Below are 19,890 nucleotides of genomic sequence, written 5' to 3'. Positions count from 1 at the left end.
CCTCCGGGACCTTTTTTTGGCGAAATAATGGCACACAGAGACACACTTAGGCACAGGGAGGCACAAAATATTGGGAGAATGAGTACCAACATCAGAATTAAGAAAATCTGTGAGTTCTGTCTGCAGGAATTCACGGCTAAAAAAACAACCACAAAATACTGTTCCCATAAGTGCAACAGTAAGGCCTACAAAGCCGCGCAGCGACAGGAAAAAATAGACAAAACCAATGCGCAGACCAGCCGTATATTAAGTGGCGATTTGGAGAAAATTACCCAGCGGGAATTCCTTAGCATTACCCAGGCGGGAAGGATCTTCGGAATCAGCAGAAGGACAATTTACCGGTTAATTGACCGAGGACATCTGAACATCGCCAAGTTCGGAACCCGTACCGTGCTTAGAAAATGCGATATGGAAGCTTTTTTTGCCGTACCCATCATTCCGCAAAAAATGGAACCGGTTCAGGCTTTTCCGGGTATTGAGCACTGCTATACTATAAGTCAGGTACAAGCCGAATTTAACGTGTCCCCTGCGGCACTGTACCATCTGTTGCACCGCCATGGGATTATAAAGTACTGCATAGGTAAGTTTACCTATGTTCCCAAAGCTGAACTCGATGTTATATTTAATGCAGTGGAGCTATGAAAAAGACGCGTGTAACATTACGAAGCAAAACACTTAGCGGTGGCAGGAAGTCCCTATATCTTGACTTTTATCCGCCTGTAACCGATCCGGAGACCGGAATCCAGACACGCAGGGAATTCCTGAAACTGTACATCTATGAAAAACCGAAAGGTTTTGCTGAAAAACTCAATAATTCCGAGAACCTGAGAATGGCTGAAATGATCTGTACCCGTCGCCGCAACGAGGTAAACAAGGAATTTATCTATACGCCTTTTGAGTTGGAGCAGCTGCGCCAGAAAGAAATTGCCAAACGTCCCTTCCTGCCCTACTTCAAAAAGCAGGCAGCAAAACGTTCGGGGCAAAGCAATGAGATTTGGGAGAGCGCCATCTGCCATTTTGAAAACTTTGCCGATGGTCAGAAATTAAGTTTCGGGGATATCACGATAGTGTTAGTGGATGATTACCGTGACTATCTGTTAAAGGCCAAAAGCAGAAGGGATACCGGAAAGGTACTGGCCAGGAATACGGCGCTGTCGTATTTCAACAAACTAAGGACCACCCTGAAGAAAGCCTATAAGGAAGGATTATTGCGCACTGATGTGAATGCAGGTATTGAAGGGATTAAGGAACAGGAATCACAACGGAATTTCCTGACACTGGAAGAGGCCACGGCACTGTTCCACACTCCTTGTAAAAAAGAAGTGGTCAAAAGGGTCAGCCTGTTCTCAATTCTGACGGGCATGCGATATTCGGACATCCAAAAACTAAAATGGAAAGAAGTACAGTATACACTAAATGATGGCTATTATATCAGGTTCGCCCAGCAAAAGACCCAAAGACAGGAGAACCTTCCCATCTCAGAAATGGCCTTTGAAATACTGGGGAAACCGACTGGTACGGAGGAAATGGTATTTCCAAACCTTAAAAAGTGGGATTTTGACCGGCTGGTGCCCATTTGGGTAACCGATGCAGGTATCAGCAAGCATATCACCTTTCATTGTTTCCGACATACGTATGCCACACTACAGATTGCCCATGGTACAGACCTGCTGACCGTATCTAAGATGCTGGGGCATAAAAGTGTAAAGACAACACAGATTTATACCAAGGTGGTGGATCAGCGAAAAAGGGAGGCAGCAGAAAAAATAAAAATAAAAAGAATTGATGAGACGTAAAGCTTTAATCAGGCCTTGACCTTTCCATTATTTCTTCGTTGGTTGGAATTTTGCCGGACTGTATCCAAGCGGTCAGTTCCGATTTCAAAAAGTAGAGCCTTTTGCCCTTTTTACATACGGGTATCTCGTTACGGCTGACTTTGGAATATAACGTGGCCACAGAAAGGTTGAGAAACTTCGCCGCTTCGGTAATACTGAGCAGCTCTTCCTCGGTATGCGGCTCAATGTTGAGGCCTTTCAGAAGCGCTTCAATACGATCCATCTTGTCGAAGAGTTTGCCGATAAGTTTAGGGATCTGGTCAAAGGTAAAAGGTTTCATAGGTAGGGGTTTATTCGTTGAACCGGATCCTGCTGGCCAGGTTTTTCTTTTTTGAGGGCTCGTAACTCAAATAGCCATAGGCATGGAGGTCCTGCATGCAGCGACTATAAGTTTTCAGGCTGGATATGCGGGCTATTTTCATGATCTCGTAACTGTAGGCCCGGTAGGGATTGATATTACCCCTGTCAGTGCTGTACTGTACGAGTGCGGCAAAGACCCCGATATGGGTGCTGCTGATGCGGTAATCGTTCAGGCTGCCTCGCAGGAATACTGACAGGGGATTCATACTGAGTTACATGGATTGTGCCTTACGGCGTTGTTTCTTTTGCTGCGCCTCCCCGGCTGCGTCCTCATCAGCGCCCTTGGCGGATTGCCCGCGACCCTGCTTGGACGACTGCCCTTGTTTCTCACTTTGCTGCTGCTCTTTACCCTGGCGCATGTCCAGCCTGTTTTTGTCCGCATCATAGACATTGACCGTCTTAAACTGCGGGTTGGCCTCCAGGTACTGCTTTACCTCCTGCCCGTCCTTGATAAAGGTCGCCGACTGCAGGTTACCCTTTTTCAGGGAATTCATAAGATCTTCCTTATGCGAGGGATTATCCAATTCCTTGATAGGATGTTTGCCCACTGCCGCCTCAAGGTCATAGCCGTAATTCTCATGGTAGTGGTTCAACCTGAAGTTGCCGTTGTTATCGGTATCTTTGAAGTCCAAAGAAACCCACGCGTTATACACTTCCCCTTCCCTGCTGGTCAGGTCCTTGTTCACGGCCCTTCCTTCCATAAGGTTGTAGGCTTCCTTCAGGGTGATGTTGTTGCCCTTATTGATGTAAAAGGTTTGCTCCAATGATTCAGGCCTGCCCTCCTTCTGAAGGCTTACTTTGTAGGAGTTGAAAAAATACAGGTCGGTCTGTTCCGATTTCCTGAAACTCAGTTCCGCACTGACCTTGTCCTCGCCATAAAAGGCATCATGCTTCAGGCTGAAAGTGGGTTGCTGCTTCTCCATCTGCTGCTTCAGTTCGCCCTCCAGGGCCTCGCCGAAGCCGGTGTATTTTACCTGGTCTTTCAGGTAGTCATAATTACGCTCGTTCATAGTACATCATTTTAGTTATTCGTTAAAAGTTGGCAGCGGCACTACTTCCGTTGCCTTTCGGTTGCGCAGCTTCAGCTGCAGGTGCCTGCCACCGGATGCCTCAGTCAATTCTACAAACAGGTTCTTTTTATCCGGTATGGTGAACTTGGGCAGTACCACCACAAAGGTCTTCAGGGCATTGGGCGGTACCTTTTCAGTCGGTTCCCATACCGTTATCGGGGTGACCTCAATGTCCTGCGAGGCGGTGCGCCTGCTCCTTTTCTGGTCACGGATCAGAAAGCGAAGCCTGTCTATAGTGTAGCTGATATTCGTAGTGTTCTCTATGGTGATCCTGTAGAAGAAATACTCCCCTTCCACAAACATACCGGTAACCGACAGTGTGATGCCGTTATCGCTTTCATTTTGTCGGATACGGTGCCGGTCATGATAGGCTTTGGAAGCCAGGGTATCAAGCAGTGCGGCATTGTCCGTCTGCTCCGCGACAACGGCTCCCGAGCCCTTGCCCGTAAAGTCATAAGCACTGTAGTAGGGACAGGCTTCGTAGTACACAAGGAAATTATACAGTTTCCCGTCCGCGGTGACCACCGTCAGGTTCGACTCCAGGAATTCTTCCTGCACCGCCTTTATTTGTAATATGTTCTCAAGCCCCTTAGGCTTTTGGGCCAGTATGTCCCTGCTTCCCCTGTCCACACTCAGGATACGGTACGGGAACAAAAGGCTGGTAGTCTGTTGTTCGGAAATGCCGATTTCCCTGTTAGCCGGCAATGCCGATCCGCTGTACTGTGCCCAAAGGCCAACAGGAAGCAACAGCAGCACACATCTTAAAATAAATGTTGTCTTCATAGTCTGATTATTTGGATTACTCGTCTTGTTTTTCATCTTTAAGCAGGATACGGTAGCCTTTTTTAAGGGTTACTTTTACCAACTTCACTTTCTTACTGAAGAGCCCCTTGGCCGCTTCAATACCGGCACCTGCCGCCTGTGCACTCCAGGAATCACTCAGGGTGGTAACCCCAAGGGTCTGCATGGAGCGGTCTGCCGAAGCCTTGGCGACATCCCTGTTGATGGCTCCGGGGATATAAATGCCGCTCTCTCCATCAAGGTCATATACGGCCAGTTCCACCGGGAATAAGGAATTGCCGTGTCGGATGCTCTGTATTTCTATGGTCAGGCGCTCCCCTTTCAGGGAAGCGGTACCCACCACAAAAGTGCCTTTCGGGATTACCTGCCCGTTGATGTAGATTTCCTGTATCAGTTCCATTTTTACCGTCGCGCCGTTGACTACGGTCTGTGTCTCGGCAATGACCGCCGATACCGCGTTATTCTGAAAGGTTTCCGTGGTCACTTCATCAAGGCCGTAGAAACCGGTATGGACAGTGGTGGGTGCAAAGGCGACCTTATGTGATTGTTGTAGTGCTATGCTGGATACCACCTCCTCGTCCTGTTGTGAGGCAATGCCATAGACCCTACCCCTGTTGCTTTTGGACTGCTCTCGCAGTTTCTGCTGCACGCGCTCGGGGTATTGGATATCCAGTATACTTTCCAGCATACCGCCTATTTGTGCCAGTTCGGGGTCCGGCTCCGATGCCGTTTCCATGGATTGCAGCATCTCTTCCAATGCCCTGCTCTGGCTATTATTGGCTACAGGCTGTTCAACAGCGGGTTCAGCAGGCGGTACTATTTTGGCTTCAGGTGGCCTGCTGACAGCACGTTGTAGTGCTTCCAGGCGCTCGTAGACTTTTTTCTCCTGGGGGCTCTGGAAATTGCTTATGGAGAGCCCACTGCGCTGCCTGCCGGTCCCGTTAACCGAATCGGTCGGTTCGTTAAGGGTGTCATACGAGTAGTTCGGATCCTTTTTCCTCAGGTCATTGATCTTGCTGGAATCCTGTGCGGCCCTGTCATAATACTGCATCTTGTCAAAGGATGCTTCATCTTCCAGGTTGGCAGCAGGCAGCTTCAGGTTAAAGCCGCGTTTGGGCTGTCCCTCAACAGTGGTAGGTGTTCCCCCTCCCATAGCCCAGAAGAAGAGCGTGGCAAAGGGAAGCAGTAAAAGCGGCAGGAGCCAAAGGATTTTTCTTTTCCTGCGCATCGGTGCGGGTTCATTGTTTTTCATCTGAATCGTGTTTTTGAGTTGCGATTAATTGTTCGGCTATACTGATGCTGTCCAGCAGTCCCGGCCGGGCCTGCAGCAAACTGTCGCGGGTCTTTCGTCCGGATGCGGATTGTGAAAGGCTGTCCCAGTAGTGATGGAAAATAGCTAGTCGTTCCTGCAGCACGGAATCATCAGGCGCCACTTTGGGACTGCTGATCTGCGGAGCGGCAACACGGCGGATAGCCTCTGGTTTTGCAGTAAAGCCTATTATATTACCAAGGCCTCCAAAGAGCATCAGTGTGCAAAAGCCTGCGGATACGGCCATAAAAAGGCCTAATAAGAGGTACTGTCCTTTTCGGGAAAGGCGGGCTGCCCTGGCTTCCATCCATTCCACCCAGGCCAGTTGTGTCCGGAGCCGCAACGCATTTATCTGCTGCGGCAGGCTGGGCCTGTCTGTTTTATGTTGATTTTTATCGTTCATGGCTAGTGGCGGTTTTCGGTTCCGATATCTTTGTTGTCCAGGGTACGCCAACGCTCAATCAGGAAGCCGTGCGGGTTGTTGTCGCTGCGCGATACATTTCTCAGGTTACCCTCGGTAATCAGGTTGCGCTTGAGTATACTGGTCGGCCTTACAATCTGCTGCTTGGCATAGCAGCGGAAGTAGTAGGGATAGTTCCCGACGCTCACCACGATACTGTCTATGGTCATGCCCTGGCTGATGTTGCCCGAGATGATACCGGAGTAGTACCCGCCTTCCTTAAGGTCGTCGTACACCCGTTTTGCCGAGTTGTCGGCCAGATACAGTGCCTTTGCCACGTTCTCACGGATGACCTTGTCGTCCGGGTCAAGGGTAAAGAAATAGTGATGGAAATTGCGCACGTGGTCGCGCGCTTCCACCTCGATATTGTCCCTGCGGTCCGAAGCATAGGCTTCAATGGCCTTGCCGTTGGCCAGCACATAAATCTTATCCTGCAGGCGGTGTACCGTTGTATAGCTCTGGTAGAGGGCGAAGACACTCACCAGGGCACTGGCCGCCACCACGACCATCGTAAAGGTTTTTACATGGCGGAAAGCGGTTTCAAGGTTGTCAATTTTTGTGAACATCATGATTCATTGCCTTTTACTTTATCTTTCATATAATTGTCGTTATCGAAATAGGGCCCGCTGCTCCCGTGGCCGGAATAACTTCCCGACATCCTGCCTACAGCATCCCCAAGCCCGTCGGCTGCCATACCGGCACCCATGGATGCGGTACGTGCTGCAGCCGTGGCGGTACCCCCGAAAATACTGGTCACTTTCTGTCCAAAAGCCCCGCCCCCGCCGGCGTGTACGATGTAATTGGCGACCGAGGGTACGGTAAAGTACCCGATGATACCGATTATCATAAAGACCAGGTAGGCAATATCGGTCCTGCTAAAAAAGGTGTCACCGTACTCGTTGACCTGTGCAATGTCGACCTGCAGCATCTTTTCCTGTATCTTGCCGATGATTCCCCCGAAGATGTTGGCTACGGGCAGCCACAGGAATACGTTGATATAGCGGGCCAGCCAAACGGTCAGGGTATGCTGGAAGCCGTCAAAGACAGACAGCCCGAATACCAGTGGTCCCAATATGGCCAGGACAATCAGTTGAAAGGTGCGCAGGGTATCAATGCAAAGTGCTGCAGCCTCAAAGAGAACGCGTAACACCTCGCTCATCCATTCCTTGACCGAATTCCTGAAATTGTACGAAGCCTTGGCCATGGCAAACTTGATGTCGTTGCCGATACTCTCGATCAGCCCTTCCCCCGATCCTGAATCCTCCTCGTGGGTATATTTATACCAGCGTTCCCGGTCGCCACTGCCGTCTTCCCCAACATACATCTGCCAGGCATCGGTGGTCTTAATAGCTTCCTCCTTCTGGCGTAGCAGCTCCTCGATAGCGGCATTGGAATTCTCCACCATGGTATCGGTAGCGCTGACCGCGGGTTTCATAATACCGTTGATAATGGCAATGACCAGCGGAAAGGAAATAATGCAGAAGCCGATCACAAAAGGACGGAACAGCGGATAGAAATCAATGGGCTCCGCATTGGCCAGGTGCCGCCACACCCTTGAGGCGATATAGAACAGGGCTGCAAAACCGGCAATACCCTGGGATATCCCGATAAGGTCGCTACACAGGGGCATCATCTCATCGTACAGCTGGTCCAGCACGGCATGAAGGCCGTTCATCTCCTCTGCCATGGACTGGCTGTAGCCTACAGCGGGAAGCAGCAGCAGTAGTGCTGCTATGCCCCATAGTTTTTTTTGACATTTAATAGCCATAACAATGAGTTTAAGGGTTGGTTTGGGTTAGTAGTCGTAGGGCTTTCACATCATGGGCTTCCCTGCCGCGTTGCAGGGCGAGTATCCCGGTCTGCGAATTGAAATCCCTTACGAAAAGGCATTTGTCCTGCACCGAGAGATAGATCCTGTCGATGGCCGCGAGGCGTTCCTCATCCGACATGCGCAGCTCCCCGGCGGTCAGTACCGCCGTCAATTCTTCCAGATCGCGCAGGCTTTCCCGAAAGATTCGGTCGTATACCTGCGTGAAATAGTCGAGTTCCTCAGGGGCAAAAAGTCCGCTGGACTGCAGTTTGTTGCGATGGCGGCCCGAATTGCCAACCAGTTCTACCTGGTAATCGATGATCTCCCCCACCCTTTTGTAATTGCGTACCGCAGGGCTGACCTGCAGCAGTGCATCTAAAAAAGTTTTATGCAGGTCGAAATTGCCCTCGGTCAGGTCCTTAACGGTGTTGTAGCCCTTGGTCAGTATCTCATAACCTTCCTTCATGTCTTTGAGTATCGCCCTGAACTGTGCTAGTTTTTCAATATTCAATGCGAGCTGCTTGAGTTCCTGTACCTGGGCATTGCCCTGAACGGTAATTAAAAACATTAAGCCGGCAAACAGTAGTTTTCGAAGTGCTTTCATAATTATGGATTTAGGTTGTACAGGCGTTCACCCTGTTGTACGTTTCGGGCTTCGCGTGCCCTGGCGTTTACCAATAGCATGCACTGATCGTAAAAGTCACGGGCAAAGCGGTAGCGGTCTTCCGTATTGGCATAAAGCGTGTCAATACGGTCAATGCGCTCAGCATCATCAGCGGTATAGCCGGTTTGGGACAGTACGGCTTCAAGCGCCTCAAGATCATCGGCACAACCTTCCAATACGCGCGCGATCACCCTTCGGATATAGTCTTTCTCATTCCCATAGAAAAGGGCATCGTCAAGCTGACCGGAGAGTTTTTCCTGTAGCTCGGTAATACGGGTGTTCAGCGTGACAATGGCACCTGCTTTGGGATAGTCCTGCACAAAAGGGCTTACGTTATCCAGCCCCTCAAAAAACAGGCTATGCAGGTTCAGCTCGCCGTCCTTCAGGTCTCCGATAAAATTTAACCCGTCACAGGCGATACGGTAGCCTTTTTTCAGGTAGCTGCCGTAGGTCTTAAGGGCTGCGATCTGCTGCAGCATAACCCGGTCATGGCTTGACTGCGCAACTAGTACAAAAGACAACAGCAGGGCTGTTATGGTCAATAGTGTTTTCATCACGGTATTGTTTTAGTGTACACTGCCGTACAACCTGCGCAACTGTTCCACTTCTTTCGAGGTCTTGGCGCGTTGCAGGCTCAGAAGCACATTCTGCCCGTTAAAGCGTTTCAGGTCATCGTAGTTGCGGTCAATCTGGTCCGCCGCCTCATTGATGAGTTCCAGGCGCTGGGCATCACTCATGCTGCTGGTGTAGGATTCAATAATCGAAAAGATCAGCTCCATATTGGAAAGGCTCTCGGCAAGGATGCCGCCGTATACCTCCTCCATATAGTCTAGCTCGTCTGCTGTAAAATGCTCGTCCTGTTGGAAGAGCTGCCACCCGCGCTGGTATTCCGAGAGCAGGCGCGCCTGCTTGTCGGTAATATCGCGGATGCGCTGGTACTGGGTGATAATGGACTTGACCGCTTTGAGCTCATCGTAATACTCCTGGTACAGTTCCTTCTGTTTTTTGGTCCAGTCGGAGATCTCATCCAGTTTTACCTTCGAAAGGGTATTCTCTATTTCCTTTTGGGCGTTCTGCAGCCAGATGGTTTTGTTCTGCAGTTTCTGTATCTTAAGGTCCATCGCCTTGATGGCCCTGACCACGGCCTCACGGATCAAAGCCAGTATGGGCGGTGCGGAGGTCGCCGGACGCGCCTCGATACTGCTGAACAGCAGCAGGCACACCATTATTTTTGCAATTATTTTCATAGCGTTTCATTTAGGTTTATTCTCGTGTAGTTCCTGTACTAAGGCTGCTATACCCCTGCGCACATCCCCGCCGAAGCGGGCGGCGTATTGCTGCACCTTAACCTTTTCGCTTTCTTCGGTTGTATAAGCATAATATTCCTCCGGGGAGACCTCGGTGCGGTAGACCTTGGAAAGTACCCCGCCAAGGGAAATAAACACCTCTTTGTAGTGTTTGTCGGGGTCGTTGGCCTTATTGACGGAGAGCACCAGTGCCTTTTCCTTTTCGGTCAGCCCCAGGAGTTCCTGTATCTGGTCGAACTTGTTCTGGTACTTGCGCTGGTCCAGCAATATCTTGCAATCACTGTTATTGATAATCGCCTGCTTTACAACGGGAGAGGAAATAATGTCCTCCACTTCCTGGGTCACCACAATGGCTTCCCCGAAAAATTTCCGTACGGTCTTAAAAAGGTACTTGATGTACTCGGCCATGCCTTCACGGGCAATCGCTTTCCAGGCCTCCTCAATCAGGATCATTTTTCGTATGCCTTTCAGCTTTCGCATCTTACTGATAAACACCTCCATGATGATGATGGTCACCACAGGGAACAATATGGGGTGGTCCTTGATGTTGTCCAGCTCAAAAACGATAAAGCGTTCCTGCAAAAGTTCCAGGTTGGCCGTAGCGTTCAGCAGGTAATCGAATTCACCGCCCCGGTAGTAAGGGCGCAGCACATACAGAAAATTCCCGATATCAAAGTCGCGTTCCTTGACCTTATCCTCTTCAAGTACCTTGGTAAAATCATCCCGCAGGAACTCGTAGAAGGAATCAAAGCCGGGAAAAAGCGCCAGATCAGCATCCAGTTTCTCGTAGTAGAGCTGCAGCGCATTGGAAAGTGCCACGTATTCGCTGCGGCGGAAGGTTTCCGTATCCTTTTTCCACAAGGCCAGCAGCAGGGTCTTGATGCTTTCCTTCTTCTCGGTATCCAGCCGGTCGCCTTCACCGATATAAAAAGGATTGAACCGGATGGGGTTGTGCTCCTCATAAGTAAAATAGTATCCGCCTACCATATCGCAAAGCCCCTTGTAACTGTGCCCCACATCCACCAGGACCACATGGGTACCCTGCTCGTAGTAGCTGCGTACCATATGGTTGGTAAAAAAGGATTTGCCGCTGCCGGAAGGGCCGAGTATGAACTTGTTGCGGTTGGTACAGATGCCCATTTTCATGGGCTCGTCACTGATATCCACATGCACAGGTCGTCCGGTCAGGCGGTCGCCCAGACGGATGCCCATCGGGCTGGCAGAGCTGCGGTAGCCGGTTTCCAGGTTCAGGAAACAGGAGGCCTGTTCGGCAAAGCTGTCAAAGGTGTCGTTCATGGGAAAGTCCGCGGCATTACCCGGCAGGCCCGCCCACCAGATCTGCGGCGCCCCAACGGTCTCCTGCTTGGCAGCGGCATCCATTTGGGCAAGGGCTGAGGAAACCTTATTCTTCAAATCATTCAGCTCCTCTTTCCTGTCGGTCCACACCAGTATATTGAAATGGGCCTTTACCGGAAGCCGTTGTTTGCTGATGGCTTCGTTCAGGAAATCATTGGTGGCATCCCGGGCAATCAGGTTCTCACGGCTATAAGCTGAAAGGGATTGCAGGCGCAGCCTTTTGCTTTCCATGCGCTGTAGCGTTTTGGCACCATCCTCAAAAAACAGGTACTGGCTGTACAGATGGTTGCACGAAAGCAACTGCCCCAAGGGCGAGGCAAACCCCACGCTGAACGGGGTACGGTCGGTAGAATAGCGGTCATAGGTAATCCTTGGGCCACATAGTGAGGGCAGGTTGGCAGCCTCCCCCAACGTATACAACTGGGCGTATTTCCCGTTGATCAAAAGGCCCTCATCAAAAGCAACATCACCATACAGGTATTCCCCCTTGCTCTGGCTAAGGGTACAATACTGTTCCAGAAGCCCCGCCCTGTCGGCTTCGCTGTAGATATCGGTATCCCCTAAGGGAAACATGTTGACAAAACCGCTGTCCTGCAATATCCTCTGAAACTGCCCGCAGGCATCCCTGAAATCCTGCAGGGCCTGTTCCCCCAGTGTCTCTTTGGGAAGCAGCGAAGGGCGCGTGAGGCTGGAAAAAAGCGAGGTCGCATTTTTCCTGCCGGTCGGTTTTTTGGTCAGGTAGAGGTAACAGCTGTGGTCCAGGAACGGGCGCTCGTTAAAGAAGCGCTCGCTGCTGCGGTCCAGAAAGCTCTCCTTTGTAAAATCCGGGGTATGCCCGCTGTGTATGAACCAGTCCTGCTTGCACAGTACGGTATGCTTAGGCAGCACGCGGAAGGCTTTCAGCCATGCCTGGTGGAAGGCCTCGTACTCCGGATCCGATAAGCTAAAGAGCTCTGGCAGTTCCACCCGGAACCCCAGGGTAGCATCGCCCTGTTTGGATATGATGATGCCCTGCCGCACATCCAGAAGCGGCAACAGCTGTTCGATTGTTTTCTCCATGACATATTATTTGGATTGCATAAAGGCCTTACGGCTGTAGCACTTGAGTGTTTTAGGAAGCTGTTTCCGGGCCAGTGCTTTCATCATGCCATGCTCACCGTACCTGCGGCTCATCGCATAGATCTTGACAACCAGTACGGTGCCCAGTATCCCGATCAGCCCCACACAGACCAGTGAGGGAACACCCAGGATAAAGAGCGCGGCAAACACGATCATCAGAATGATGACGCCCCCGCCAAGGTACCAGATGTACTGTGCCTTAAGCCCTTTGAATTCGATGCTCTGGTTGATGCCCTTATTGACTTTATACAGGCTGCCCATGATCAGATTCCGAAAAAGGATTGGATAACCGTGGCCACTACCACCAGGAAGACACAGCTGCCGAACCAGGCGGCGGCTACTTTCCCGGTATCGGGGTCACCCGCGTTCCATTTCTGATAGACCTTTACAGCGCCGATCAGCCCCAATATGGCGCCTACGGCATACATAAGGTCGGTGCCCGCATCAAAATAGCTCCTCACCTGCTGGTTGGCCTCGTTGATACCGGCAACCCCGTCCTGCGCATGGCCAGTATATGGGAATCCCAGCACCAAAAGCAATACGCACAGCGATAGTGCCCTGTTGATATATGTTTTCATAACAGAAGATTTTTAGTGGAAAAAAAAAAGCGAAGGCCATCCGCCGTTGCCATCCCCTTCTCTCTGTCACCTCCTCTTACTGCTGCGGGACGAACAGGGGTATAGCCTTCGCTATGATTATGCTTTCTGCCAAAGGGTTTCGGCCAGCGTTTCATTAATAAAGGTGAAACCGTGCTGCTGGCTTTCCGTGGCAATAAACTCGTTGATTGAGGGTCGGAAGGTCGATTGGCCCAGGACGGGATAATCGTTTACGATGGCTTTTAGGCCGTTTGTTACGGTCTGCTGGTCTGCCTGGCTCTCAAAAGACTCTATAAGGTTCTTTTTGACACGGTCTACCAGTTCCTCGATAATCTCATAATCGGTAACCGGCTGTTGGAATTCCCCTGTCGGGGTCAGGTTGCCCCCGCCCTCCATAATGGCGGATGTGGCGTTGGGTTCTGCCGTGCCCGGATTGCCCATGGAATGGAAAGGTGCACCTGCGCCGGCGGCGGCCCTGATCTGCGGAAAGTAAAATTTCAGCAGCAGGATGGTGTAGTAGATAAACAGTACGGCGGCTGTAACCCTAAGGTAGGCAGCCCATGTAATTTCGGTAAACATAAGCGTTGTTTTTTTCGTTCGACATTCATCATCTTCATTGCGGTAACACCGCTAAACTCATTTTACAATACCGAAATTACATGTTGGGATTGGCCTGTAAAAGAACAACTTTCACTTGTGCCCCAAGTTGTTCCTCAGTAGTCCTTAATTTTCCGTATCATATTTTGCAGAGCATTGATGCACGCTTCCCGGTCGGGTTCCTCGGGGTTGTAGGCTTTACTTCGGATGGCATCCGCAGAGAGCTCGTTGCGCTGGGCGGTAGCCAGGTGCGGGATTATAGCCTTGAAGACGGCATTCATCGAGCGGGCTTTAAGCACCTGGGCTTCGTCGGCAGCCCTCAGCATAAGGGCGAGCTGGTCGCCGGAAAGGTTGCAGTATATTTTCATCCGGTCATTGGACGGTTTTAATTGAACTGCAGGCATTTCAGGCAAATCTTCCGTAGCTGGCGACAGGTAATGGGAATAGCGCTTCTCAATAAACGTAAGTAAAGTGCTAAGGGAGCTCACGATACGATCCTCCAGTTCCCTGAACGGGTCAGCGCCGGCAGCAGACTCCTCCTTTAGATAGCCTAAAGCCTGTTCTTTAAGGTGGGTCAGGGCGGTATGGTATTTTTGGACGAGGTGGCGTACCTTGTTGTCTTTAAAAAGGGCAAATACCTTATCGTTAAGCTCGTGCTCCACCTGCTGGCTTTCCACGGAAACCTTCTCCAGCAAAAGGGCTATATCCTCCGCGCGCAGTTCCCTGCGGTACGGGCGTGTGGGATTAAGGGTGACCGAGATCAGGGCATCCAGCCATTCCAGCGAATAGGTGCGCGCGGTACTCATGGCTATCTGTTTTTTCGGTTACGGTAGGCTTCAGGGGTTAGCCCGGTGTGGTGGCGGAAAAAATTGACAAAGGCAGAGGACGAAACGAAATGAAGCGCCTCGGCAATACCATAGACCGGTGCATTGCTACCGTCCAGCATTTCCATTGCCAGGCGGACAAGGGCTTCCGAAATCAATATCTTTGGGCTCTTTCCGGTGAGCTGCCTGACGGTTTTGGTCAGGTTGCCCCGCGTCATGCAGAGTATATCGGCATAATAACCTACATTATGGTGAATGCCGGCCTGTTGTTCCACAAGGCGGAGAAAGGCGATGGTCAATTGCTCCTTACGTCTGACAGCATTCGTGAACCGGGATTCGGTATGCTCCCGCAACTCCGACAAACAGTTCAGCAGCAGGTTAAAGGTTAGGGTTGTAATGGTTTCGGCGTGATGGGATGTGCCCTGCTTCTGGTGCTTCTCCAGCAATAGCAGCAGCTGGCAGATGACCTGAAAGTGGAATTCATCGCCTTTGAGGCTATACAGTTCCTCTCGCTCCAGCAACACGGTAAGTGTAGTGTTGCGGGCAGTATAGAGTGTCTGTCTCAGGTAGGTTTCGGTAAAACGGACAAGCCAGACCATTACCGTCTGTCCGCCTGCAGCTTTCATATAACTGTCCGGCGGTACTATACAGACATCCATCGCTACGGCTTTTAAGCCTTGAGTATCGCTGTTTATCTGAAGCTGTCCCTCGGTTACCACAATGATATGGTAACGGAAATACTGCACCCCGTAGAGAAAAGCCAGCGTAAAAGCATCGCCCCGCAATTGCAGGCGACGTATCTGAACTCCGGTATCCATAAAAGCTGTAATCAGCACCATGGCAGTAATTTTTTAATAAAAAACCCGGAAGCGAACCTCCGGGAGCAACAGTCAGTCGTTATACAGATCGGTCACAAAGGACAGTAGTAAGGCCTGTGGGGACGATTCCAGTGCACCATTGGCAGTGGCAGCATAGTGACCGGTCATCCACTCCCAGTCCCGGTCCCTTTTTCTTTTTCGTCCGTCATCATATACGGCATTGCGCATTATGGAAGCCGCCATAAGCATGGCATTGCGTTCGGTTGCCATAAGGTTAGGTGCGGCAATAATCAATCCCTCGGTTTCCATGATAGCCTCACAGGCTTCCTGATAGGTGCCATCATTGGCTTTGACCGCCGTCAGCTCGGCAGCCAGTGCCACATACAGGTCTTTGGCAACGGTACTGTAGCCTGCGGAAAGATGGGAGCGCAGGTCGGCTGCATCGATATTCTGGTAGGCCTGTACATCGGCGACGCTGATCGGGTCATAAGCCGAAAGGTCTTCCATGGCGAGGAAATCGGCGTTGGCCCAGGCAAGCGTCTCACCCTGCTGTATCAGCAGCGGCAGCGTGGCGGGTTTGGTATTTAAGAGTTCGTATTCCTGTAGCAGTTCGGCATAAAGGGTCCCGATAAAATCCTCGGGATTGGACGGGTTTGCCGGTAAGGCAATCGCATTTTTATGTGAGAGGCCCGATGCGGATAATTCCTGTTGTGCAGGTGCAATGCCGTCAGGGCTGCAACCCGCCAGTATCAGCAATAATGTAAGTGAAGTAAATACCTTCATAATGTAACGTTTAATGTTCCTGAATCAGTTATTCAGTTCCATTCGCCCGGGGAGCGGAACAAGGAAATTTTTAATTCCCCTTCGCTTTGAATTCAGGACAAATCTATTTTACATCACCAAGGGTCACAACTGTTTGGCTGTGCCATTCCGGTATGGCAGCTGTGGAATTCCCGAATTCCACAGCCTAATTTTATCGTATTGTTAAGTTTTTATTAACAAAGTTTAAAGTACATTTGAAAAGCAGTCTCCCAATGATATCGCATGCACCTTACTATAGCGTACAGCTATATCAAGAATGTTATGAAAATGAAAATCACGGGATTTGTTATAAGCCTTTTATTCACAGTACTAGCCCTTGCCCAACCGCCATCGGAAGCCCTTTCCTATGATGCCCTGCTGCAACAGATTGACCTGTATCAGGGAACCCAAAAAGTCTGGCCCTATCTGGAAACCTACCTGCGTAAAGCCAAACAGGAAAATAATGCGCCTGAGATTGTTTTTGCCTACAGGGAAATGCTGCACGAGTGCCCCGAAAAACTCCGACTTGTGTACGCCGACAGCCTGATTGCCGCCGCCCGGCAATCAGGGGACAATGACCTTATCGGTGATGCCTACCTCACACGCGGCATCGTATACTACCAGCGCAACAGTCACCAGATGGCACTCGACAATTACATAAGGGCGAACAGCTATTTAGTCGCTACCAAAGACGATTATCTGAAGAACAAGGTCAAATACAGTATCGCTCAGATTAAATACTACCTGGGCTATTACCATGAGGCCATTTCCCTTTTTAATGAATGCATTGCGTATTTCAAAAAAGAGGAACCACTTCCCTACCTTAAGTCCCTGCACTGTCTAACCGTGTGTTATACCTTTGTCGGGAATCTCGAAAAAGCGGAGGAAACCTCCTGGCTGGCACTGGCTGAAAGTGCTCGGCTGCGTATCAAGGACCTGCTTCCCTACCTGGAGAGCGCACAGGGAGTTATTGAGCTGGAAAAAAGTAACTACGGTACCGCGGTCAAGCATCTCACCTATGCCCTGCCGCTGATACAGAAAGATGGGGATTATGCCAACGAATCGATTGCACATTTTAACCTGGGGAAAGCCTATTGGGAATTAGGCAGCCTGGATTCGGCGGCGCTGCATTTTAAGAAAGTGGATACCATTTTCCTTACCAAAAAATTCCTGCGTCCCGACCTCAGGCGCAGTTATGAATATCTCATAAAATATTATAACCAAAAGGAAATGCCCAACCATGAGCTGGTATATGTAGACCGGCTACTGCAGGCAGACAGCGTTTTGGGTAAGGAATTCCGGTACCTGATCAAGAAAGTATATAAAGAATACGACACCACGGAACTGCTCTCGGAGAAGCAGCAGATACAGTCACAACTGAACCATACCCAGGGCCTTAGTATGGCATTGAAAGCCACGATAATCGTTCTTGTACTTGGTTTGGGAATTTTGTACTACAGGCACAAAATGCTGCACAAACAGTACCGCAGGCGGTTTGAGGAATTATTAAAAAACGAACCTCCGGCAGTTACGCAGACGCAATCTACCCCTGCCGAAACGCTGGATATCAATCCGGTCATTGTCAATCATATCGTAAGACAGCTCGAAGGATTTGAGCAAAAGCACGGTTTCCTGAAAAAGGACATTACAGCCACAAAGCTGGCAGAAACTTTTGATACCAACAGCAAGTACCTTTCCAAGGTAATTAATACGCGCCGTGGCAAGAGTTTTATCAACTATATCAACGACTTAAGAATTGATTACCTAGTCGCGCGTCTGAAGGCAGAACCGCAGATACGTAAATACACCAACGGTGCACTGGCCGATGAAGCGGGCTTTAGCACGGCACAACACTTCGTGACCGCGTTCAAAAAGAAAACGGGAATGCCACCGGGTTATTTTGTGGAAGAATACGAAAAAACGGAAGGGAAAAAGTAGCCGGTTTACTTGACACAATTCGGGATACTTTTATCTTTGCTGTTCAATAAAACAAAAAATATCCCATGAAAGAATTATTTGACCAGATAAACGCACAATACGAGGCGTTTAAGGCAGAGGCGGAACAGCACATTGAAAAAGGAAACAAGGCAGCGGGGACCCGTGCGCGCAAGGCAGCGCTTGAGGTGAGCAAGCTGATGAAGGATTTCCGTAAGGTTTCTGTGGAGGAATCTAAAAAATAAAACAGTATTACCTGCGGTTATAATTAAGGTAAGGTGTTTTTATAACCGTTACAAGGCAGGCTTAAAAGCCTGCTTTTTAATTTTTATGTTATTCCATCCTAAGAAAAGTTTATTTTTGGTCTATGGAGTTACCTTACGAAAACAATCTTGATATCGGCAGGCTGGCCGGTGTATTCAATAATACTTCTGCTACCTATAAATTTTATTGGCTACTTGCCATCCTTGAAACCTGTGAGGAAGGCAAGACAGATATTTCGAAAAGGGAACTGTTTGCACGGATGTTGGGCAATGCATGGTATACCGTAAATTATTTTCATGTTTCCTTCGGAAGCCAGGATCTTATACAAAGAGCCATTCATATAATTAGTGACACGGAAAACATTCCTGTGAATATCCGCAAGGAAAACCTGTTACAGACACTTCTGAATACTCAAGATCCTAACACGGTAAATCTGCTGAAACATTTTGATAAGAATGTTCCACACTGGTTCCTGACCCCATGGATATCACGGAACCGGGATGAAAACGACAGTTCCTATAGAAATAATATTTATAAGCAGTCGCAACAGTTCTCAGGTCAGGTCCCCTATGCCCTGTTCTCCGATAGTATTACAATAAACCCTGTTTGGATTGCTTACCTGCAAACCAATGCCCGTTTACTGAAAGACTATTGCTACTGGAACCTATCGTTATTCCTTCAGGTACGGAATCCCAATGTTCCTAATATTCCCGGCAAGCTTATCAAGCCGCCACTACGTAACACTCTGGTAAAACAACGCAGGGACTACTGGGATATAGCTATTAATGAATTAGATGGTATCGACTGCATATTTACCAATACCCGCCTTACAACCGGGCAATACGCCCTGGATCATTTTGTACCGCATGCCTTTGTCTCGCACGACCTGATCTGGAATCTTGTGCCTATTGATACTACATTCAATTCGGTAAAGAGTGACAAGTTGCCAAATATGGACTTGCATTTCGACGGTTTTTACAGCCTGCAGAAATCAGCGTTTGAGATTATTTCACACCACAGCCCAAGGTCCAAATTACTGGAAGAGTACTGGTATTTATTCTCAGGTAATGATAAGAATATAAACTTTGAATATGAAAGGTTCAGGGATGTAATCGCGCCCCTGATAGCGATTGCTTCGAATAATGGGTTTAGCAAATTATTGTAAATACTAAAAATAAAGACCTTCCTGTTCCTTTTTTATATTGGCAAAAGCCTGCGCTGCCCAACCCATCAGGTTCTTGATATGTCCCATATCAATATATAATTCCTCGGCAGGAAGCGTCTGCCCGTATCTGAATGCCGTGCTGAAAGGATCTACGCTATCGAAAGACAATATAAGATCATGTAACCAACCAGGAAGTTTCAGAGACCATTTTTCCTTAATGAACTTTTCAAGTTTACCTAGAAGGTCGTTAAGGTTATGATTGATTTCTTCCCCAATAATTGATTTAATATACAATTCCAGAGCATGCCTGTAAGAATACATGGCAGGCTGGAATAAATCACGTTCTTCATAATTTTCTAATCCAATTTCTATCAGGCGGTCTCCAGCCAATTTAAAGGAATTGGCTGATTCATATAGTCCACCTAATTCATATTCGCCACCAAACACAACACCTGTCCAGGTTGCATCAATGTCTGGTGGTATGGGTATAAAGATTGGTGTCAGGCTGGTAATGAAATCATCTATAGGTTTATTATCATAATGCCCACTGCTATTAAGCCCCATATTTATGTTTTCAATATTAGGATCCTCTTCCCAATACATGTAAATATAGGAAAAGACCCTGATGTCTTCCATAGTGAAAGACCTCGGTTTACCTTTTTCAGGATTAGCGGATGGGCTGAGATACGTTTGAAAATAGTAAGCCCATTTTTTTACGGTTTCAACATCTTTTTTAAAAAGGCGGGCGGCTCCAGCTACTCCGAAGGTTTTCATAATATAAATTGCCTCTCCAATAAGA

Annotated in this window: 24 protein-coding genes; 6 read left to right on the top strand and 18 right to left on the bottom strand. The window is 49.2% G+C overall.

What is annotated here, in order from left to right; all coding sequences use genetic code 11:
- Window positions 1–78: 78 nt before the first annotated feature.
- Window positions 79–642, top strand: a complete 564-nt coding sequence (locus V3Z67_RS00760; protein WP_330441524.1) for a helix-turn-helix domain-containing protein — start codon at window positions 79–81, stop codon at window positions 640–642.
- A complete protein-coding gene (locus tag V3Z67_RS00755; RefSeq protein ID WP_330441523.1) occupies window positions 639–1,796 on the top strand; it encodes a tyrosine-type recombinase/integrase in 1,158 nt (385 codons plus the stop codon). The genes V3Z67_RS00760 and V3Z67_RS00755 overlap by 4 nt, the downstream gene beginning before the upstream one ends.
- A 4-nt stretch (window positions 1,797–1,800) precedes the next feature.
- Here the strand turns inward: V3Z67_RS00755 and V3Z67_RS00750 are convergent, their stop codons facing one another.
- Window positions 1,801–2,115, bottom strand: coding sequence for a helix-turn-helix domain-containing protein (locus V3Z67_RS00750; RefSeq protein WP_330441522.1), 315 nt, complete (start codon window positions 2,113–2,115; stop codon window positions 1,801–1,803).
- Window positions 2,116–2,197: 82 nt separating this feature from the next.
- Between V3Z67_RS00750 and V3Z67_RS00745 the strand changes: the two genes are divergently transcribed.
- On the top strand, window positions 2,198–2,389 hold the full coding sequence (locus V3Z67_RS00745) for a hypothetical protein (protein WP_330441521.1): 192 nt from the start codon (window positions 2,198–2,200) through the stop codon (window positions 2,387–2,389).
- 18 nt (window positions 2,390–2,407) lie between these two features.
- Here V3Z67_RS00745 and V3Z67_RS00740 read toward each other — a convergent pair whose 3' ends face one another.
- The 16 genes from V3Z67_RS00740 to V3Z67_RS00665 form a co-directional block, all read right to left on the bottom strand.
- Window positions 2,408–3,205, bottom strand: a complete 798-nt coding sequence (locus V3Z67_RS00740; protein ID WP_330441520.1) for a hypothetical protein — start codon at window positions 3,203–3,205, stop codon at window positions 2,408–2,410.
- A gap of 15 nt (window positions 3,206–3,220) precedes the next feature.
- The gene (gene traN / locus V3Z67_RS00735) at window positions 3,221–4,048 is read right to left on the bottom strand and encodes a conjugative transposon protein TraN (protein ID WP_330441519.1); all 828 of its coding nucleotides are present in this window, start codon (window positions 4,046–4,048) and stop codon (window positions 3,221–3,223) included.
- A 16-nt stretch (window positions 4,049–4,064) separates the two neighbouring features.
- Window positions 4,065–5,318, bottom strand: coding sequence for a conjugative transposon protein TraM (gene traM / locus V3Z67_RS00730; RefSeq protein WP_330441518.1), 1,254 nt, complete (start codon window positions 5,316–5,318; stop codon window positions 4,065–4,067).
- Window positions 5,305–5,778 (bottom strand): hypothetical protein, encoded by a 474-nt coding sequence (locus tag V3Z67_RS00725; protein ID WP_330441517.1) that lies wholly within the window; start codon window positions 5,776–5,778, stop codon window positions 5,305–5,307. Before V3Z67_RS00725 ends, traM begins: the two co-directional genes overlap by 14 nt.
- Window positions 5,779–5,780: 2 nt before the next feature.
- A complete protein-coding gene (gene traK, locus V3Z67_RS00720) occupies window positions 5,781–6,404 on the bottom strand; it encodes a conjugative transposon protein TraK (protein WP_330441516.1) in 624 nt (207 codons plus the stop codon).
- Window positions 6,401–7,603 (bottom strand): conjugative transposon protein TraJ, encoded by a 1,203-nt coding sequence (traJ, locus tag V3Z67_RS00715; RefSeq protein ID WP_330441515.1) that lies wholly within the window; start codon window positions 7,601–7,603, stop codon window positions 6,401–6,403. Before traJ ends, traK begins: the two co-directional genes overlap by 4 nt.
- Window positions 7,604–7,613: 10 nt before the next feature.
- Complete coding sequence (locus V3Z67_RS00710) at window positions 7,614–8,249, bottom strand: TerB family tellurite resistance protein (protein ID WP_330441514.1); 636 nt, start codon at window positions 8,247–8,249, stop codon at window positions 7,614–7,616.
- A gap of 2 nt (window positions 8,250–8,251) precedes the next feature.
- Window positions 8,252–8,863 carry a hypothetical protein gene (locus tag V3Z67_RS00705; protein WP_330441513.1) on the bottom strand — a complete coding sequence of 204 codons (612 nt, stop codon included), beginning with the start codon at window positions 8,861–8,863 and terminating at the stop codon, window positions 8,252–8,254.
- A 12-nt stretch (window positions 8,864–8,875) separates the two neighbouring features.
- A complete protein-coding gene (locus V3Z67_RS00700) occupies window positions 8,876–9,556 on the bottom strand; it encodes a conjugal transfer protein TraI (protein ID WP_330441512.1) in 681 nt (226 codons plus the stop codon).
- Between the two features lie 6 nt (window positions 9,557–9,562).
- Window positions 9,563–12,031 (bottom strand): TraG family conjugative transposon ATPase, encoded by a 2,469-nt coding sequence (locus V3Z67_RS00695; protein WP_330441511.1) that lies wholly within the window; start codon window positions 12,029–12,031, stop codon window positions 9,563–9,565.
- 6 nt (window positions 12,032–12,037) lie between these two features.
- Window positions 12,038–12,352, bottom strand: a complete 315-nt coding sequence (locus V3Z67_RS00690; RefSeq protein WP_330441510.1) for a DUF4133 domain-containing protein — start codon at window positions 12,350–12,352, stop codon at window positions 12,038–12,040.
- Between the two features lie 2 nt (window positions 12,353–12,354).
- A complete protein-coding gene (locus V3Z67_RS00685; RefSeq protein WP_330441509.1) occupies window positions 12,355–12,669 on the bottom strand; it encodes a DUF4134 domain-containing protein in 315 nt (104 codons plus the stop codon).
- Window positions 12,670–12,786: 117 nt separating this feature from the next.
- Window positions 12,787–13,266, bottom strand: a complete 480-nt coding sequence (locus V3Z67_RS00680) for a hypothetical protein (RefSeq protein ID WP_330441508.1) — start codon at window positions 13,264–13,266, stop codon at window positions 12,787–12,789.
- 134 nt (window positions 13,267–13,400) lie between these two features.
- Window positions 13,401–14,090: a hypothetical protein gene (locus V3Z67_RS00675; RefSeq protein WP_330441507.1), complete on the bottom strand. Its 690-nt coding sequence runs from the start codon at window positions 14,088–14,090 to the stop codon at window positions 13,401–13,403.
- 2 nt (window positions 14,091–14,092) lie between these two features.
- Window positions 14,093–14,947: a helix-turn-helix domain-containing protein gene (locus V3Z67_RS00670; RefSeq protein WP_330441506.1), complete on the bottom strand. Its 855-nt coding sequence runs from the start codon at window positions 14,945–14,947 to the stop codon at window positions 14,093–14,095.
- A gap of 51 nt (window positions 14,948–14,998) precedes the next feature.
- Entirely contained in the window at window positions 14,999–15,709 is a 711-nt protein-coding gene (locus V3Z67_RS00665; protein WP_330441505.1) for a hypothetical protein, read from the bottom strand.
- Between the two features lie 300 nt (window positions 15,710–16,009).
- Here V3Z67_RS00665 and V3Z67_RS00660 point away from each other — a divergent pair, with 300 nt between their 5' ends.
- The 3 genes from V3Z67_RS00660 to V3Z67_RS00650 all read left to right on the top strand — a co-directional run bounded on the left by V3Z67_RS00660 (window position 16,010) and on the right by V3Z67_RS00650 (window position 19,091).
- Complete coding sequence (locus V3Z67_RS00660; protein WP_330441504.1) at window positions 16,010–17,665, top strand: helix-turn-helix domain-containing protein; 1,656 nt, start codon at window positions 16,010–16,012, stop codon at window positions 17,663–17,665.
- A gap of 65 nt (window positions 17,666–17,730) precedes the next feature.
- Window positions 17,731–17,907, top strand: coding sequence for a histone H1 (locus V3Z67_RS00655; RefSeq protein WP_330441503.1), 177 nt, complete (start codon window positions 17,731–17,733; stop codon window positions 17,905–17,907).
- 122 nt (window positions 17,908–18,029) lie between these two features.
- A complete protein-coding gene (locus V3Z67_RS00650; RefSeq protein WP_330441502.1) occupies window positions 18,030–19,091 on the top strand; it encodes an HNH endonuclease domain-containing protein in 1,062 nt (353 codons plus the stop codon).
- A 3-nt stretch (window positions 19,092–19,094) separates the two neighbouring features.
- On the opposite strand, the gene V3Z67_RS00645 is transcribed toward V3Z67_RS00650, so the two are convergent.
- Entirely contained in the window at window positions 19,095–19,865 is a 771-nt protein-coding gene (locus V3Z67_RS00645; RefSeq protein WP_330441501.1) for a hypothetical protein, read from the bottom strand.
- Window positions 19,866–19,890: the final 25 nt, after the last annotated feature.

This window comes from Flavobacterium sp. C4GT6 (assembly GCF_036347315.1).
GTDB lineage: Bacteria > Bacteroidota > Bacteroidia > Flavobacteriales > Flavobacteriaceae > Flavobacterium.
The sequence above is the reverse complement of the archived record's forward strand: the minus strand, read 5'-3'. Positions and strand labels throughout refer to the sequence as shown.

What these genes read in the sequence shown, in the direction of transcription:
- V3Z67_RS00705 (WP_330441513.1), bottom strand. Translation starts at nt 8,863, where the DNA reads ATGAAAACACTATTGACCATAACAGCCCTGCTGTTGTCTTTTGTACTA.
- traK (WP_330441516.1), bottom strand. Translation starts at nt 6,404, where the DNA reads ATGATGTTCACAAAAATTGACAACCTTGAAACCGCTTTCCGCCATGTA.
- V3Z67_RS00755 (WP_330441523.1), top strand. Translation starts at nt 639, where the DNA reads ATGAAAAAGACGCGTGTAACATTACGAAGCAAAACACTTAGCGGTGGC.
- V3Z67_RS00695 (WP_330441511.1), bottom strand. Translation starts at nt 12,031, where the DNA reads ATGGAGAAAACAATCGAACAGCTGTTGCCGCTTCTGGATGTGCGGCAG.
- V3Z67_RS00655 (WP_330441503.1), top strand. Translation starts at nt 17,731, where the DNA reads ATGAAAGAATTATTTGACCAGATAAACGCACAATACGAGGCGTTTAAG.
- V3Z67_RS00670 (WP_330441506.1), bottom strand. Translation starts at nt 14,947, where the DNA reads ATGGTGCTGATTACAGCTTTTATGGATACCGGAGTTCAGATACGTCGC.
- V3Z67_RS00665 (WP_330441505.1), bottom strand. Translation starts at nt 15,709, where the DNA reads ATGAAGGTATTTACTTCACTTACATTATTGCTGATACTGGCGGGTTGC.
- V3Z67_RS00760 (WP_330441524.1), top strand. Translation starts at nt 79, where the DNA reads ATGAGTACCAACATCAGAATTAAGAAAATCTGTGAGTTCTGTCTGCAG.
- traM (WP_330441518.1), bottom strand. Translation starts at nt 5,318, where the DNA reads ATGAAAAACAATGAACCCGCACCGATGCGCAGGAAAAGAAAAATCCTT.
- V3Z67_RS00750 (WP_330441522.1), bottom strand. Translation starts at nt 2,115, where the DNA reads ATGAAACCTTTTACCTTTGACCAGATCCCTAAACTTATCGGCAAACTC.
- V3Z67_RS00710 (WP_330441514.1), bottom strand. Translation starts at nt 8,249, where the DNA reads ATGAAAGCACTTCGAAAACTACTGTTTGCCGGCTTAATGTTTTTAATT.
- V3Z67_RS00690 (WP_330441510.1), bottom strand. Translation starts at nt 12,352, where the DNA reads ATGGGCAGCCTGTATAAAGTCAATAAGGGCATCAACCAGAGCATCGAA.
- traJ (WP_330441515.1), bottom strand. Translation starts at nt 7,603, where the DNA reads ATGGCTATTAAATGTCAAAAAAAACTATGGGGCATAGCAGCACTACTG.
- V3Z67_RS00700 (WP_330441512.1), bottom strand. Translation starts at nt 9,556, where the DNA reads ATGAAAATAATTGCAAAAATAATGGTGTGCCTGCTGCTGTTCAGCAGT.
- V3Z67_RS00645 (WP_330441501.1), bottom strand. Translation starts at nt 19,865, where the DNA reads ATGAAAACCTTCGGAGTAGCTGGAGCCGCCCGCCTTTTTAAAAAAGAT.
- V3Z67_RS00745 (WP_330441521.1), top strand. Translation starts at nt 2,198, where the DNA reads ATGGAGGTCCTGCATGCAGCGACTATAAGTTTTCAGGCTGGATATGCG.
- V3Z67_RS00685 (WP_330441509.1), bottom strand. Translation starts at nt 12,669, where the DNA reads ATGAAAACATATATCAACAGGGCACTATCGCTGTGCGTATTGCTTTTG.
- V3Z67_RS00740 (WP_330441520.1), bottom strand. Translation starts at nt 3,205, where the DNA reads ATGAACGAGCGTAATTATGACTACCTGAAAGACCAGGTAAAATACACC.
- V3Z67_RS00660 (WP_330441504.1), top strand. Translation starts at nt 16,010, where the DNA reads ATGAAAATGAAAATCACGGGATTTGTTATAAGCCTTTTATTCACAGTA.
- V3Z67_RS00725 (WP_330441517.1), bottom strand. Translation starts at nt 5,778, where the DNA reads ATGAACGATAAAAATCAACATAAAACAGACAGGCCCAGCCTGCCGCAG.
- V3Z67_RS00675 (WP_330441507.1), bottom strand. Translation starts at nt 14,090, where the DNA reads ATGAGTACCGCGCGCACCTATTCGCTGGAATGGCTGGATGCCCTGATC.
- V3Z67_RS00650 (WP_330441502.1), top strand. Translation starts at nt 18,030, where the DNA reads ATGGAGTTACCTTACGAAAACAATCTTGATATCGGCAGGCTGGCCGGT.
- traN (WP_330441519.1), bottom strand. Translation starts at nt 4,048, where the DNA reads ATGAAGACAACATTTATTTTAAGATGTGTGCTGCTGTTGCTTCCTGTT.
- V3Z67_RS00680 (WP_330441508.1), bottom strand. Translation starts at nt 13,266, where the DNA reads ATGTTTACCGAAATTACATGGGCTGCCTACCTTAGGGTTACAGCCGCC.